This is a genomic window from Streptomyces sp. TBY4, assembly GCF_024213195.1.
Lineage (GTDB): Bacteria > Actinomycetota > Actinomycetes > Streptomycetales > Streptomycetaceae > Streptomyces.
The window spans coordinates 120,911-134,700 of sequence record NZ_JANAVF010000010.1 but is presented as its reverse complement, the minus strand read 5'-3'; the positions used below and the strand labels follow the sequence as shown (position 1 = coordinate 134,700).

Annotated in this window: 10 protein-coding genes; 6 read left to right on the top strand and 4 right to left on the bottom strand. The window is 75.2% G+C overall.

Annotation, left to right across the window (positions count from 1 at the left end; genetic code table 11):
• Positions 1 to 20 precede the first annotated feature (20 nt).
• Positions 21 to 719, bottom strand: coding sequence for a TetR/AcrR family transcriptional regulator C-terminal domain-containing protein (locus NLX94_RS23875; RefSeq protein ID WP_254385063.1), 699 nt, complete (start codon positions 717 to 719; stop codon positions 21 to 23).
• A 38-nt stretch (positions 720 to 757) separates the two neighbouring features.
• Between NLX94_RS23875 and NLX94_RS23870 the strand changes: the two genes are divergently transcribed.
• On the top strand, positions 758 to 2,263 hold the full coding sequence (locus NLX94_RS23870) for an FAD-dependent monooxygenase (protein WP_254385062.1): 1,506 nt from the start codon (positions 758 to 760) through the stop codon (positions 2,261 to 2,263).
• Between the two features lie 13 nt (positions 2,264 to 2,276).
• On the opposite strand, the gene NLX94_RS23865 is transcribed toward NLX94_RS23870, so the two are convergent.
• Positions 2,277 to 3,902 carry an alpha/beta fold hydrolase gene (locus NLX94_RS23865; protein WP_254385061.1) on the bottom strand — a complete coding sequence of 542 codons (1,626 nt, stop codon included), beginning with the start codon at positions 3,900 to 3,902 and terminating at the stop codon, positions 2,277 to 2,279.
• A 1,309-nt stretch (positions 3,903 to 5,211) separates the two neighbouring features.
• Here NLX94_RS23865 and NLX94_RS23860 point away from each other — a divergent pair.
• Both NLX94_RS23860 and NLX94_RS23855 read left to right on the top strand, forming a co-directional pair.
• Positions 5,212 to 7,341 carry a PIG-L family deacetylase gene (locus tag NLX94_RS23860; protein ID WP_254385060.1) on the top strand — a complete coding sequence of 710 codons (2,130 nt, stop codon included), beginning with the start codon at positions 5,212 to 5,214 and terminating at the stop codon, positions 7,339 to 7,341.
• A 189-nt stretch (positions 7,342 to 7,530) separates the two neighbouring features.
• The gene (locus tag NLX94_RS23855; protein ID WP_254385059.1) at positions 7,531 to 7,956 is read left to right on the top strand and encodes a hypothetical protein; all 426 of its coding nucleotides are present in this window, start codon (positions 7,531 to 7,533) and stop codon (positions 7,954 to 7,956) included.
• A gap of 18 nt (positions 7,957 to 7,974) precedes the next feature.
• Here NLX94_RS23855 and NLX94_RS23850 read toward each other — a convergent pair whose 3' ends face one another.
• The gene (locus NLX94_RS23850; RefSeq protein WP_254385058.1) at positions 7,975 to 9,513 is read right to left on the bottom strand and encodes a hypothetical protein; all 1,539 of its coding nucleotides are present in this window, start codon (positions 9,511 to 9,513) and stop codon (positions 7,975 to 7,977) included.
• A gap of 268 nt (positions 9,514 to 9,781) precedes the next feature.
• Between NLX94_RS23850 and NLX94_RS23845 the strand changes: the two genes are divergently transcribed.
• From NLX94_RS23845 to NLX94_RS23835, 3 genes are read left to right on the top strand one after another with little or no spacing between them, the layout of a single operon-like run.
• Entirely contained in the window at positions 9,782 to 11,590 is a 1,809-nt protein-coding gene (locus NLX94_RS23845; protein ID WP_254385057.1) for a DUF6056 family protein, read from the top strand.
• Positions 11,587 to 12,603 (top strand): aromatic acid exporter family protein, encoded by a 1,017-nt coding sequence (locus NLX94_RS23840; protein WP_254385056.1) that lies wholly within the window; start codon positions 11,587 to 11,589, stop codon positions 12,601 to 12,603. The genes NLX94_RS23845 and NLX94_RS23840 overlap by 4 nt, the downstream gene beginning before the upstream one ends.
• A gap of 52 nt (positions 12,604 to 12,655) precedes the next feature.
• The gene (locus NLX94_RS23835; RefSeq protein WP_254385055.1) at positions 12,656 to 13,348 is read left to right on the top strand and encodes an aspartate/glutamate racemase family protein; all 693 of its coding nucleotides are present in this window, start codon (positions 12,656 to 12,658) and stop codon (positions 13,346 to 13,348) included.
• A 14-nt stretch (positions 13,349 to 13,362) separates the two neighbouring features.
• On the opposite strand, the gene NLX94_RS23830 is transcribed toward NLX94_RS23835, so the two are convergent.
• Positions 13,363 to 13,761, bottom strand: coding sequence for a hypothetical protein (locus tag NLX94_RS23830; protein WP_254385054.1), 399 nt, complete (start codon positions 13,759 to 13,761; stop codon positions 13,363 to 13,365).
• Positions 13,762 to 13,790: the final 29 nt, after the last annotated feature.

Below are 13,790 nucleotides of genomic sequence, written 5' to 3'. Positions count from 1 at the left end.
CCTGACGCGGATCGCAGGGACTACGGGGCGTGCGGGGCCGGCCGCGCCGGCGGCGGGAGCAGGGTCGCGGCGATGCCCGCGAGCACCGCCGCGAGGCCCGCTTCGAAGCCGGCGTCCTGGTCGCGGAACATCTCCGGGCCCGCCTCGGCCGTCAGCGGGTAGCCGGCCAGCCGTTCGGCGCGGGCCTCCAGGTCGTAGCCCTCACCCTCCGAGCCGGGCAGCGGGCCCATCGACTGCTCCTCGATCACGTACCCGATGGTGTAGCTGTAGGCGGTGAACCAGGCCCGGGCCGCCCCGGCGGCCGTGAAGCCGCCCGCGACGAGGGTCCGCAGATGGGCCTCCATGGGAGCCGCGTAGCTCATGTCGGTGAAGTGCGTGCCGCTGTAGACCTTGGCCCCGTCCCGGTAGCGCAGCAGGTGTCCCCGCAGCCCCCGCATCGCGGCCTCCAGCGCCTGCACCCAGTCGCCGGGCGGACGGGCCGCGTCCAGATCCGCCGTCATCCGGCGGAACATCTCGGTGGCCATCTCGTCGAGCAGGGCCTGCTTGTCCTTGAAGTGCCAGTACAGGGCGGGTGCCTTGACGTCCAGCTCCTTGGCGATGGCCCGCAGGGTCAGCCCTTCCAGGCCCACGTCACCGAGCAGCCGCAGGGCGGTGGAGGCCACCGTCGCCCGGTCGAGCCGGGCCCGTTCGGGCTTCGCTTCTCGTTCTTCTCTCACCACCTTGACAACTTAACAGCGTTAAGCACATTCTCGTAGCCATGACCGAACTTAACAACGTTAAGGAAATCGGGGCCCCCGACGTGCTCGTCGTCGGCGCCGGCCCCACCGGACTGGCCCTGGCCCTGGACCTCACCCGGCGCGGTGTCCGCGCCCTGGTCGTCGAGCGGGCCGGCGCCCTCTTCCCCGGCTCGCGGGGCAAGGGGCTGCAGCCGAGGACCCTGGAGGTCCTCGACGACCTCGGGGTGGGGGACGCGGTGCGGGAGGCGAGCGCCCACGCACCGATCGGGCTGATCTGGCAGGACGGCCGGCCCGCGGGCGAGCACGACATGCTCGGGGACGCCGGAGCCGGCGGCCCCACGGAGACCGAGCCGCATCCGCGGGCCCGGCTCCTGCCCCAGTGGCGCACCCAGGAGATCCTGTTCGAGCGCCTCACCGGGCTCGGCGGCCGGGTCCGCTTCGGCGCCGCACTGACCGGCTTCGACCAGGACGCCGACGGGGTGAGCGCGTACCTCTCGGACGGCAGTACGGTGCGCGCCGCCTACCTGGTCGCCTCCGACGGGGGCCGCTCCACCGTCCGCAGGGCCCTGGACATCGGCATGACCGGCGAGACCGTGGATCCCGCCCCGATGGTGGTGGCCGACGTCCGGCTGCGCCCGGGGGCCCTGGACCGGGACCACTGGCACCTGTTCCCCGGCCCGGAGGGCGGGTTCGCCGCGCTGTGCCCGCTACCGGGCACCGAGGAGCACCAGTTCGTCGCGCGCTCCGAGACCTCGACCGGCCGCACCGACTCCGCCGACTCCCCTGTCTCCACCGCTTCCGGGATCCCCGCTGCGGTCGCCGCCCTGACCCACCTGGACGCGGAGGACGTCCTCGAGGTCCGGTGGGCCTCCGACTTCAGGCCGCGCGTCGCCCTGGCCGACCGCTTCCGCACCGGCCGGGTGCTGCTCGCGGGCGACGCGGCGCACGTGCACTCCCCGGCCGGCGGCCAGGGCCTCAACACCAGCGTGCAGGACGCCTACAACCTCGGCTGGAAGCTCGGGCAGGTCCTGCGCCACGGCGCGGACCCCGCGCTCCTGGACACCTACGAGGAGGAACGCCGACCCGTCGCTGCGCACGTGCTGGGCCTGTCCACGCGGATCCACCGCGGCCAGGAGGAGCGCGGCAGCGCCACCCGCCAGCTCGGCCTGGGCTACCGGGACGGCCCCCTCTCCGAGGGAGCCGCGGGCGCCCTGGAAGCCGGGGACCGGGCCCCCGACGGCCCGCTGCCGGACGGACGCAGGCTCTTCGACCTGTTCCGGGGACCGCACTTCACCCTGCTCGCCGTCGGCACGGACGTCGAACTGCCGCCCATGAGAGGGGAGTTCGCGGAGTTCCTGCGGGTGCACCGGATCGGACCGTACGAGCCGTACGGCAAGGGGCTCTTCCTGGTCCGGCCCGACGGGTACGTGGGCTGGGCGGGCGAGGACGCGACCGGACTGGAGCGCTACCTCGCCCGCCTGGCCCGCCCCGGCACACCCGTGGCGGAAACCGGGGCGGGGAGCTGAGGCGGATCCCCTGTCAGCGCAGGGTGGGGATCACGTCGTTCGTCTCGTCGGCTTCCACGGGACCGGTGGTGCGGCGGCCGAGCGCCTCCGGGGGCGCCTCGTCCGCGCAGACGGTGCCCCGTGCGGGCAGGGCCAGGGTGGCCAGGTAGTCGTTGACGAGCGCGCTGACGCACGCGCTCCGGTTGTAGGCGGTGTGCCCCTCGGCGGCGAAGGTCAGGAGCCGCCCGGCGTCCAGCGTGCCCGCCAGGGCCACGGCGTCCTGGTACGGGGTGTCCGGGTCCCCGGTGGTCCCGAGGACCAGGATCGGGGCGGAACCGGCCGCCCGGTAGGAGCCCTCGTAGCGGCTGGGGCGCTCAGCCTGCCACTGCGCGCAGGCGGGCGCGTGGTTGTGGTCGTAGGTGGGCGGCCCCAGACCGATGGGCGGCCCGAGCAGCGGGGCCGAGGCGGACTCTGCTCCGACCACGGCACCCAGGAGGAGCCGGCTCGTGGGGTAGACGCGGTCGGCGCACTCGACGGCCAGGTTGACGTTGAGGAAGTCGAAGGATCCGGGTGAGGGGGGTGACAGCAGGAAGGAGGTCTTGCGGGCCTGGGCCGCGGCCAGCGCCTCGCCCAGGTAGGGCCAGATCTCCTTGCCCGAGTTGATGTTGAACATCAGGCGGTAGGCGAGGGTGTAGCCGGTGGCCGGGCGTCCGCTCGGGGTGATGACGGGGTGGGCGTCGAGGTCCCGCTTGAGCTGTTCGAAGGCCGCCCGCGCATCGCCCCCGCCGAACCCGCAGGCGGTGGCGTTCTGCGCGCACCAGTCGAGGAACCGGCCGACCGCCGCGTCCAGGGCGGTGAACTGCGCGGCGTCGTAGGCGTAGGGCACGTCGGCGTAGCGGTGCGGATCATAGGCCCCGTCCAGGACCATGGCGCGCACGCGCCGCGGGAACTGCGCGGCGTACACGGTGCCGACGTAGCTGCCGAAGGAGCGGCCGTAGAAGGTGAGGGTCTCCTCGCCGAGGGCCTGGCGCAGCAGGTCGAGGTCCTTGGCGTTGGATCCGGTGCCTACGAAGGGCACGAGGCCGCCGGCGCGTTCCCGGCAGGCGGCGGCGAACTCCTGGCCCTGCCGGAGGGCGGTCCGCAGGGCTCCCGGTCCGGGGACCCCGCGCGCGGCGTCGACGGCGGCCGAGTACTCCGCGTCGTTCCAGCACTCCACCTGGCCGCTGCGCCCCACGCCCCGCATGTCGTACCCGACGACGTCGAAGCCGTCGCGGAGGGCGGCGGGGAGTGCGGCGTAGCTGTTGCGGGCGAAGTTCACGCCGGAGTTTCCGGGTCCGCCGGGGTGGAGCACGAGGACGCCGGTGCGGTGGGCCCGGTCGGCCGCGAGCCGCCGGGTGACGGCCAGCGGGATCGTCGCTCCGGCGGGCCGGCGGTAGTCGAGCGGCACCTGGGCGGTGGCGCACTCGAAGCCGTCGCCCTGGCCGTCGGAGCAGGGGCCCCAGGACAGGACAGGTACGGGCGGGGCGGTGGCGATGATTATGTTTGCGGTTGCGGTCGCGGTAGCGGGGCCGGCTCCGAGGAGCGCGGTGACGGCGATCAGGACGAGGGCTATCCCCCACACCACTCGCTTGCGCACGTCATCGGCTGAACGGGTCTGCATGCGGTGAACTCCCTTGATGGCAGGTCGACGGCAGGGGCGCGCACGAGGCCGCCTCCTTCGGGTCTCGTCGGACGGACCCGCGTGGTCCGGTGCGGGTGCGGCGAGGTGCGGTGCGGTACCGGGCGGCGCGGGCCGGGCAAGATCCGAAGGAGACGGCCTGGGTCCGGGGGGAAGGGTGGGGGCGCCCGCGCTCGGCTGAGCGACAGCTCCAGGTTCCCATCCGCGGGGCGGCCGGGGATAGACGGCGAGCCCTTCAGGATGCGGAACGCACGCCCCCGGCCTGCGGGTTCGGCCAGCGCCCCCGGCCCACGGAGCCGCCCCGGCCGCTCCACCACCCGGCTGCGCCGACCGAATGACGGCGAACCCGGCCGGCGCAACGGGGCCGTGCCGACGGCACGGGTGGCCGCGGCCGGTCCGCGGTCAGGCCGAGGCAGACCGCGGCCGGGGCGCGGCCGGGGCGCGGCCGGAACGAGTCACACCTCCGTCGGGCCGAGCCGGGCCACCGCCAGGCCGACCAGGGCCGGCGTCGGGCCGCAGTCCGGCCGCGGTCGGGCCGAGACCAACCGAGTCGGGGCGCAGACGGGCCGCCGCCAGGCCGAACCAGACCGTCGACGCACCGTGGCTCGGTGGGGGCGGCGGATGGCTCGCGGAGGGGCAGGGGGGCATGGCTCTACGACGGGCGGCGTGCGCGAGGTCGGTGTTCGTTCCGGCGCGCAGGCGCCGTCCGTGTACCGCGACCCCTCGATGGGGACGGGCGGCTCGGCTCCGGGGAAGGCGCTGCTCGCTGCGACGGCCCCGCCCACACCACCCGCTCACCGGCCGGCCGCCGGTGCCGCGCGACGGATCCGGGCCGACCGCCGGCGCGGCCCCGGGCCGGCCGCCCGGTGTGTGGATCCGCTCACACGGGAGGCGTCCCTCCCGTCCGGCCGACCCGGGCGGTGCGCCGCCTTGCGACCGACTTGGCGTCAGGTGCGAAGGCCGGGGCTCCCCCGCCCTCACCAGGGCTCCGGCCCTGTTCACAGCCGTACGTACCGGGGGTGTGGTCCCGTCCCGGACGGTTCGGACCTGCGGGTGGCGGGGTGGAGCCTCGCCTCTGGCCCGACGCGATAAAACGGATCAATTCAGGTGATTAGGGCATAGCGGTTTATAGCGCCCGATAGGCGACTCGACGGTGTGTCAGGCGCACACGCGCGAGGCATAATCGGCGCCGGTCGCCTCCGGAAAGCGGTGGGGCCGACGGGGCAACGACCGCCCCTCAGCCCGAGTTCCGCACCCGACCGTCCACCGATCGATCCCCGAGGCGTTGCAGATGTCCCTGGCCAGCCGCACCCGCCTCGCGGGCCTGCTCGGCGCGCTCACCGTCGGCGCCGTCGGCGTGACGACCTGGGCCTACGGCTACGGGGCCGCTCCGGAATCGGCGGCGGCCGCCGGACCTGCGCTCCGCCCGAGCGTAACCGGGGGCACGGTCCTCCAGGTCGTCGCGCATCCCGACGACGACCTCTTCTTCATGAACCCCGACCTCAGCCGCTCCATATCCACCGGCGTCGGGGTCGCCACCGTCTACCTCACCTCCGGCGAGGCCGACGGACGCAACGAGGCCCACAGCCCGCACCTGCAGGACCCGGCCGGCCCCGCCGACCACGCCGCTTACGCGGAGGCCCGGCAGAACGGCATCCGGGCCGCCTACGCGCAAATGGCCACCGGCAACCGCACCAGCGCCTGGCAGCGCCGTTCCATACCCACCGTCGGCGGCGGGAGCGCCGAGGTGGACGTCCTCGTGGCGCGGCCCGAGGTCAATCTGGTCTGGATGCAGCTGCGGGAGGCCCGCAGCATCTCCGGGGACAACCCGGACAGTCTGCGCGGACTGTGGGACGGCCGGGTCACCGCCCTGGGGTCCCAGCTCACTTCGGGCACGCCCGTCAAGAACGGGTTCTCGTACGACAAGGACCAGGTCGTGGAGGCCATAGCCGCGGTCTTCGCGCGGTACCGGCCCACCACGATACGGACGCAGGACCCGACGCCCGGACGGTCGCGCGCCGGCGGCGCCTTCCTCGACCACCAGGACCACATGTACGGGGCCCGCTTCGTGCAGGCCGCCGCCGAGCGGTACGCGAAGTCCGCGGACCGGCCGCACTTCTCGGTCCAGAACTACGTGAGCTACCCCAACAGCTCCCTGCCCCCGGCGCTCGACCCGCGGGCCGCCGAGGAGAAGCTCGGCTACCTCAAGACCTACGCCTGGTCCGACCACGAGAACTGGTGCGGCAGCCCCGCCGGCTGCGGGGACCGCAAGACGGCCACCCGGCCCGCCGGCGCCGGCTGGAGCCAGACCATCCGCTACGGCCGGGGCGACGTCACCTCCTGGATGGCCGAGGGCGTCTCCGGCCGGCTGTGGGCCTTCGCCGTGCTGGACGGACGGATGGCCTACTGGTCGCGCCCCGGGCACGAAGTCCCCTGGCAGGGACCCCAGTTGCTCGACGGGTCCGGGATGGACACCGGGGCGGCGGCGGTCCGGCTCCCCGACGGCAGGATCGCGGTCTTCGGCACCCGCACCACGCTCGGCGCCACGCCCCAGGAGTACCGGCGCGAGCTCGTGCACTCCGTCCAGGCTTCGCCCGACGGCCCCTTCGGCCCCTGGGTGTCGCTGGGCACCCCGGACACGGAGGACGTGTCCGGGACCTCGGCGATCAGCGCCCCGGCCGTGGCCCTGGACCGTACCGGCCGGATGACCGTCTACGTACGCGATTCCCGGCGCACCCTGCGTGCCAGCGCGCAGCAGGCTCCCGGCGGCCCCTTCGGCGGGTGGGAGTCCCTGGGCGGCTCCGGGCTGCAGGGCGACCCGGTCACCGCGACGGACGCGGCCGGGCGGCGGCACGTGTACGCGGCCACCGCGCAGAGCGTGCTGGCCTGGGTCCAGCGGACCCCGGACGCCCCCTTCGGCGCCCCCGTCCCGACCGGGCTGCCTGCGACCACCGGGCCGCTCTCGGCGAACGCGAAGGGCGACGGCGTCTCCCTGTACTTCCGCCGCCCCGGCACGGGCACCGTCGCCACGAGCCTGGCCACCGCGGGCGGGACCGCGCCGCAGTTCTCCCCGGTCACCGAGGCGGGCGGAGCGGGCGGCTACGGCTCGGTCGGCGTCGCCGGAGGCATGCTCACGGGCCGCGCGGCCACCGGCACGGTCGGCGTTTCGGCCACGGACGGCGGACCGTCCTGGTACGAGTCCCAGATGCACTACACGGGCGCCCCGGCGGCCCTGGTCCCGCGGGACGGCACGGCCGTCGGCGCCGTGCTCGGCCTGGACGCGGCCCTGCACGTCCTGAACGCTCCCCCGGCGGACTCCACGCCGGCCGGCGGCCCTCCGCCCTCCTCCCCCTGGTACCCGGCGGTCCCGCCGGCCGCCGCCGCGCCGGGCGGTCGCGCGGGCTCCGGGTGGCAGCGCTGAGCGGTGCGGGCGACGATGGCGGCGGATCACGCCGGGCCCCGGGCCGCCTCCCCGGCCCCGTCCCGCCCCACTCGACCCGTGATCGGCGTGCCCATGACCTCGTGCTCACCCGTGCGGAGGGATCCCACGGCCCCTCGTCCCGGCCCGCGCGTGCGGAAGGGGCCGGGACCGGCCCGTGCCGTGGCCTCCGTGGCCGTGCTGCTGTTCCTCGCCACCGGATGCACGGACGACACCGCGCCGGCCTGGGGGTACCCGGAGCTCGGGGCGACCGCGGGATCGCTCTCCCGGGCCCTGGACGAGGGATGCGCCGGGGCGTCCCCCGAGCGCTGCGCCGAGGACCTCGACCGGCTCGGCGTCCTGGCGGACCGGGCCTTCGCACAGGTCCTCGACCACCGGCTCCTCGACGCCGCGTACGTGGACGCGGGGAACGAGGTGGAGCGTACGAGGGAGCTCCGCCGGGCTGCCGCCGTCCAGGCGCGCATGCGCCGCGACCCGTACTACGTGCCCCTCGGCCAGGCGGTGGAGGCTGAGAAGCTCGCCTACCGCCGGCTCCTGGCCGCGCTGGAGCACGTCCGCGCCGTACCGCCGCCGGACGGGGGGACGCGGCCCGTCTGACCCCCGCGCGACACCCCCCTAGGAGCGCAGGGGTGGCGTCGGGAGCCCCGTGCCGTCGAGGGCCACGAGGGCCAGGACCGTGAGGGAGCCCGTCCAGGCGAGGGGGGCCACCGAGCAGGGCCGGCCCTTCCCGTCCACCTTCTCCGGCAGTTCACCGAGCGCGTTCCGCTTGGAGAGCACCCAGTCCAGGACCTGTCCGGCCCGCTCCGGACGGCCCGTACCGGCCCAGGCGAGCGCGAAGAAGGCCGTACTGGGTGTCCAGGCGTACGCACCCCAGCGCGCCCCGGGATCGTTCCCCGGGGTCAGACCGCCGTTGGGCAGCAGCAGTTCCCGGTAGCTGGTGTCCAGGGCCGCGGCCAGGCCGGCGGGGGCCTCGTTGAAGGGGGGCGCCATGAAGGCGACCGCGCTGTCGTGCCCGTGGCGTCCGTCGATGGTGCGCTGGTACCCGAGGGGGAGGAAGCGCGCGGAGATCGCGCCGGACAGCCTCCGTGCGGCCCGGGCCCAGCGGGCTGCGTCCCCGGGCCGGTTCGCCTCCCGGGCGAGGTCGGCGGAGGCGTTGAGCCCGGCGAGGAGCGGTGCGGCGGTACCGATGTTCGGGGTGGCGGTGGTCAGCTCCCAGTAGTCGGGGGACGCCGAGGGCAGTCCGTCCGCCCGCAGGGAGCCCGCCGCGCGGTCGGCGGCCTTGCGGATCATCGGGTAGAGGGTGGCCAGCCGGTCCCGGCGGGTGGCAGCGGGGGCCGTCCGGTACCACTGCCAGGTGGCCCAGGGCACCCAGCCGTTGGCGTCGAGCTGCCAGGTCCTGTCGTCGGGCGGCCCCGATCCGTCGAGCTTCGTACGGGCCTCCCAGGTGCCGTCGGCGCGCTGGGTGGCGGCGCTGTAGCGCAGGATCCGGTAGGCCTCGGCGTCGTGGCCGGTGTGCGCGAAGGCCGCGGAGGCGAAGCTGGAGTCGCGCGGCCAGGAGTACTTCCACCCGTGGCTCCAGCCCGCCGCCAGGGCCCCGTTGGGGCGGAGTAGGGCGCGCATGGCCAGCAGGGCCCGCTCCGCCGCCGCGCGCTGTTCGGGCGAGGCGCCGGGAACCCGGCCGGCGGCCAGCCAGGCCCGGCTGCGCTCGATCTGCCGCCGGGCGGGCGGATGGCCGGGGGCGACCACGGCCGGGGCCGTCGCAGCGTCGGGCAGGTACATCCACCGGCCGGAGGCGAGCCGCAGGACGTGGCTCCCGGGGACGTAGCGCGCGTCCGCGGCGAGGGACGCCGGAACGCCTTCGGCGGTGGTCGTGTTGGACAGGAGCCCCGCGGCGGGGGCCTCGAGCGCCGCCATGCGGGCGTGGCCCGGCTGCGCCTCACCCCGTCCCCGGTGGCCCGCGGGCAGAGCGAGCGGCGCCGGGCCGCCGTCCTGCGGCGCGGTGTCCCGGGCGTGCGCGGCTCCGTACCGGACGGGGTCGGCGGCGTGGTGGCCCGGGTACCGGGCGGTGGGAGGGACCGGTGTGCACAGGGGTACGGCGACGCTCGCCAGGGCCGCCGTGACGACCGCCCAACGGCCGGTCCGGACACCGGGCATCGCCGCTCCCTCCGCCGGGCCCGCGTGCGCGCGGGACCCTGGCTCCCCATCCTGGGCGCGCCGGGCGGAGGCTGCCACGGAACGCGCGCCGTGCGGGTGACCGGGGGTCCGCGGAGGGGTCGCGGCTGCGTGACCGGCCTGGCGCACCCGGGATGCCGGGGGCCGCGGGCCGTGCACATCATGGGTGTCCGCGGGCCGGCCGGTCACCGCGGGCGGCGGATGCGCGGGCCGCCTCTGCCGGCCGGGTTCCGCTGCGAAGGGCGGGTACATGAGCACTGCTGCGGGCGAGGGCGAAGGCGAGGCCGAACGCAGGCCGCACGAGGCCGCGGAACCCGAGCGCGCCGGGCATGAAGGCACGGACCGGGAAGGCACCTGGCACGAAGACACCGGGCCCGGAGGCAGCCGCCACGAAAGCACCGGGCTCGGAGGGAGCCAGCACGAAGGCACCGAGTCCGGAGGCAGCCAGCGCGAAAGCGCCGGGTCCGGAAGCGGCCAGCACGAAGACACCCCGCCCGAAAGCGGCCAGCACGAAGACACCCCGCCCGAAAGCGGCCAGCGCGAACGCACCCGTCCCGGAAACGGCCGCACGCTCCTGCGCGGGGTGCTGCCGGTCGTCGCGGTGGTGCTCGTCGCCGCCGCGGGGGCGCTGGTCGCGGTGGGGTGTTTCCTCGGTCTGTACGTGCGGCCCACGTCCGACGACTGGTGCGCCGGGTGGAAGGCCCGCGACCTGGGAGTCTTCGGCATCACCTCCGACTTCTACATGACGCAGAACGGCCGGATCACCAACGCCTTCCTCAGCGGCCTCGTCTACGCCGACGGACCGGCCGGGACCAAGATCCTCCCGACGGTCATCGCCGTCGCCTTCACCGTCGGACTGGTGCTGCTGGGGCGCGATTTCGTCCGCTTCCTCGGCGGCAGGCCCCGGGTACTGGTCCTGACCGCGTGCGCGCTGGTCGTCCAGGCCCTCGTCTACTTCGCGGGACCCCGCAGCTATCAGGTGCTGCTGTGGGCGCCCGCCACGATCTCCCACACCGTGCCGAGCGTCGTCGGCGTGTGGGCCCTGCTGCTGGCCCTGCGGACCGCCGACCGTCCCCGTGCCGCCGTCCGGGTGGCCGGCCTGGCCGCCGCGTTCCTCATCGGCTTCGCGATGGGCACCCTGAGCGAGCCCTTCACCCTGGTCAGCGGTCTCCTCGCGGCGCTCGTCGGGCTGCTCTGCCTGCCCCGGTTCGGACTGGCGCGGAACTGGCGGCCGTTCACCTGGTGCCTGGTCTGGTGCTCGGGGCTGCTCGTCGGCCTGGTCGTGCTCTACACCTCCCCGGGCGCGCGGTGGCGCCGGGCGCAGCAGCCGCCCAAGGAGTCGATGCTGTCCTCGGACGAGCTCCGGGCCACCTTCGAGGACTGGCTGCACATGTGGGACTCCGTCACCGGCCGGCCGGCCTACCTCGGAGCCGCGGCCGTCGGGTTCCTGCTGGGGCTGGCGGTTGTCCTGGGGAGGGGCCGCCGGTGCGGTCCCGGGCCCGCAGCGGGGCCCGGGACGGGGAAGCCGCCGCGGACCGTGCCGCGCGGGACGCTCGCCGCCCTTCTGCTGGTCCCGGTGCCGGTGGTGCTGCTGGGCTCGTTCGCGGTGGTGGTGGGCCTGCGCAGCGGTTACGGGCCGACCGGATGGACGTACGCCCGGACCTGGACGAGTTACCTCGTCCCGATGGAGCTGGCCCTCTGCGGCTACGGAGCCCTGCTGGGGGCGTGGGGCGGCCGGCGGCTGCGGGGGCGGCGGACCGCGGGCCCGGCGCTCCTGGCCGGCGCCGTGGTGACGGGCTGTCTGGCGCTGGCCTCGGTGGCCGTCCTGGTGCCGGACGTACGGCGGCTCACGACCGTCACGGTCAGCCGCTCGGTGGCCTGGGACGCGCAGGACGCGCGCATCCGGGCCGAGGCCGGGCGGGGTGCCACCGACGTGGGGTACAAACCCCTGTACATCGGCGGTCTCGCCGAGCCCTTCTTCACGCGGACCTACGAGCGGGACTGGGTCGCCGCCTGTGTGGCGAAGTGGTACGGCGTCGACCGGATCCACCGCCCTTGAGCCGCGCCCGACTGGAGGTCCTGCGCGCCGAGGGTCCGGCGGCCGCCCGCATGGTGGTCACCGTGGCCGCGGCCTGGCAGGTCGCGCTGTGGCTGGGCGCGGACCAGCCGCCGGTGTTCGCGGCGATGGTCCCCCTGGTGGCCCTGCGCGGTGATCCGATGACGGCCCTGGGCACCTCGCTGCAGCGGATCCTGGGGGTGGTGGCGGGCGTGCTGCTCGCGATCGCCGTCCTGAACCTGTGGCAGCCCTCCACCCTCACCCTGGCCCTGGTGGTGGCCCTGGGCCTGGGGGTCGGCATGGTCCTGCGGGCAGGCGGCGCGCTCAACATCCAGGTCGCGCTGTCCTCGCTGCTGGTCTTCGCCAACACCTCCCCCGATTCCTACGCGCTGGACCGCGTGTGGGAGACCGCGGCGGGCGCGGCGGTCACCATCCTCCTCGCCCCGCTGCTGTGGCCGCCCGACCCCCAGCGCGTGCTGGGGGCCGTCGCCGGTGACTGCGGTGCCCGGCTGAGCCGTTCCCTGACCGGCACGGCGGCGGTGCTGGGCGGCGGCCCGGCCGCGGCCCGCGACAACCTCGCCCGGGTGCTCGTACACGTCGAAGCGGTGCACGCGGGCGCGGCCCGGGCCCGGGAGGCCGAGCGCGCCCTGCGGTTCAACCCCTTGCGCCGCCGTCAGCGCGGCGCCGTACGCCTCCGGGCCGAGCGCATCGCCGCCGCCGACGGGCTCGCCGTGCACGTGGCGACCCTGGCCGGCGAGGTCGACGCGTTCGCCGGCCGCGACGACCTGGCTCCCGACCTCGCCCGGGCCCGTCTGCAGCTTCCCGAACTGGCCTCGCTCACCGCGCGGGCCGTCGAACGCGCCCTGTCGGGAGAGGACCCCCGGGCCGCGGTGACCGCCGCCCGCGAAGGGCTGGTCGCCTACGCCCGCGCGGACACCCGGCCCCTGGCCGTCGCCCTGCGGCGGCCCTTGCACCGGGTGCTCGACGCGCTGGAGCCTCCGCCCACAGACACTTAAAGGGAGACTTATACATGAGCGGGCATGACGAGAACTCCCTTATGATCCACGCATGAAGACGATCGGGTTGATCGGCGGTATGAGCTGGGAGTCGACGGCGGAGTACTACCGGATCCTCAACGAACGGACCCGCGAACGCCTCGGCGGGCTCCACTCCGCCCGCTGCGTGCTCTACTCCGTGGACTTCGCGGAGATCGAGCGCCTGCAGGTCCAGGGCCGCTGGGAGGAAGCCGGCGAGGAACTGGCCGACGCCGCACGCTCGCTGGCGGCGGCGGGCGCGGAGCTCCTGCTGATCTGCACCAACACCATGCACAAGGTCGCCGACGCGGTCGAGGCCGCCGTGCCGGTCCCGCTCCTGCACCTCGCGGACACCACGGCCGCCGCCGTCCGCGGCGCCGGACTGCGCCGGGTGGGACTGCTCGGCACCGCGTTCACGATGGAGGAGGAGTTCTACCGGGGCCGGCTGGCCGCGGGCGGGCTCGACGTACGCGTCCCCGACGCCGAGGGACGCGCGCTCGTCCACCGGGTGATCTACGAGGAGCTCTGCCTCGGTGTCGTCCGCGAGGAATCGCGTGCGGCGTACCGCCGGGTCATCGAGGACCTCGTCGCCGGGGGCGCGGAGGGGGTCGTCCTGGGATGCACGGAGATCGAGCTGCTCGTCGGCCCGGCGGACAGCCCCGTACCGCTCTTCCCGACCGCCCGCCTGCACGCCGAGGCGGCGGTGGACGCGGCCTTGGCCCCGTAGGTGCGCTCAGCTCGTCAGGCGGGGTCGAAGACGTCCTCGCGCGCGTCGTCGAGGATGAATCCGTTGTCGAAGCGCACCCGGACGGTCACCCGGAGCGGCTCCGCCCGGTAGGCGGCCCAGGCGGGCTCCAGCCCGGCGACCTTCTCCTCCAGCTGCTTCCGGCTCTCCGTCGGCATGCCCGTGCCGTAGGCGTCGAGGAGCGACTTGAGCCGCTCGTACTCGCGGGACTCCTGGGTCTGCAGGTCGTGCTCGACCACTCGCACCACGGTGCCCTCGGTGCCGGCGGCGAGGGACAGCGAACCGGCGACGGTTCCGGCCGCCGCCGGGTCCGAAGGGTCCTCGGTCATCGCGACCCAGTCGGTCAGCCGGGTGTCGGCCGCCAGCCTCACCCGCCGGCCTTCTTTCAGCGTCATCGTTTCTTCAACTCTCCGCTCGGTACGTG

What these genes read in the sequence shown, in the direction of transcription:
- NLX94_RS23865 (WP_254385061.1), bottom strand. Translation starts at nt 3,902, where the DNA reads ATGCAGACCCGTTCAGCCGATGACGTGCGCAAGCGAGTGGTGTGGGGG.
- NLX94_RS23850 (WP_254385058.1), bottom strand. Translation starts at nt 9,513, where the DNA reads ATGCCCGGTGTCCGGACCGGCCGTTGGGCGGTCGTCACGGCGGCCCTG.
- NLX94_RS23835 (WP_254385055.1), top strand. Translation starts at nt 12,656, where the DNA reads ATGAAGACGATCGGGTTGATCGGCGGTATGAGCTGGGAGTCGACGGCG.
- NLX94_RS23845 (WP_254385057.1), top strand. Translation starts at nt 9,782, where the DNA reads ATGAGCACTGCTGCGGGCGAGGGCGAAGGCGAGGCCGAACGCAGGCCG.
- NLX94_RS23830 (WP_254385054.1), bottom strand. Translation starts at nt 13,761, where the DNA reads ATGACGCTGAAAGAAGGCCGGCGGGTGAGGCTGGCGGCCGACACCCGG.
- NLX94_RS23870 (WP_254385062.1), top strand. Translation starts at nt 758, where the DNA reads ATGACCGAACTTAACAACGTTAAGGAAATCGGGGCCCCCGACGTGCTC.
- NLX94_RS23860 (WP_254385060.1), top strand. Translation starts at nt 5,212, where the DNA reads ATGTCCCTGGCCAGCCGCACCCGCCTCGCGGGCCTGCTCGGCGCGCTC.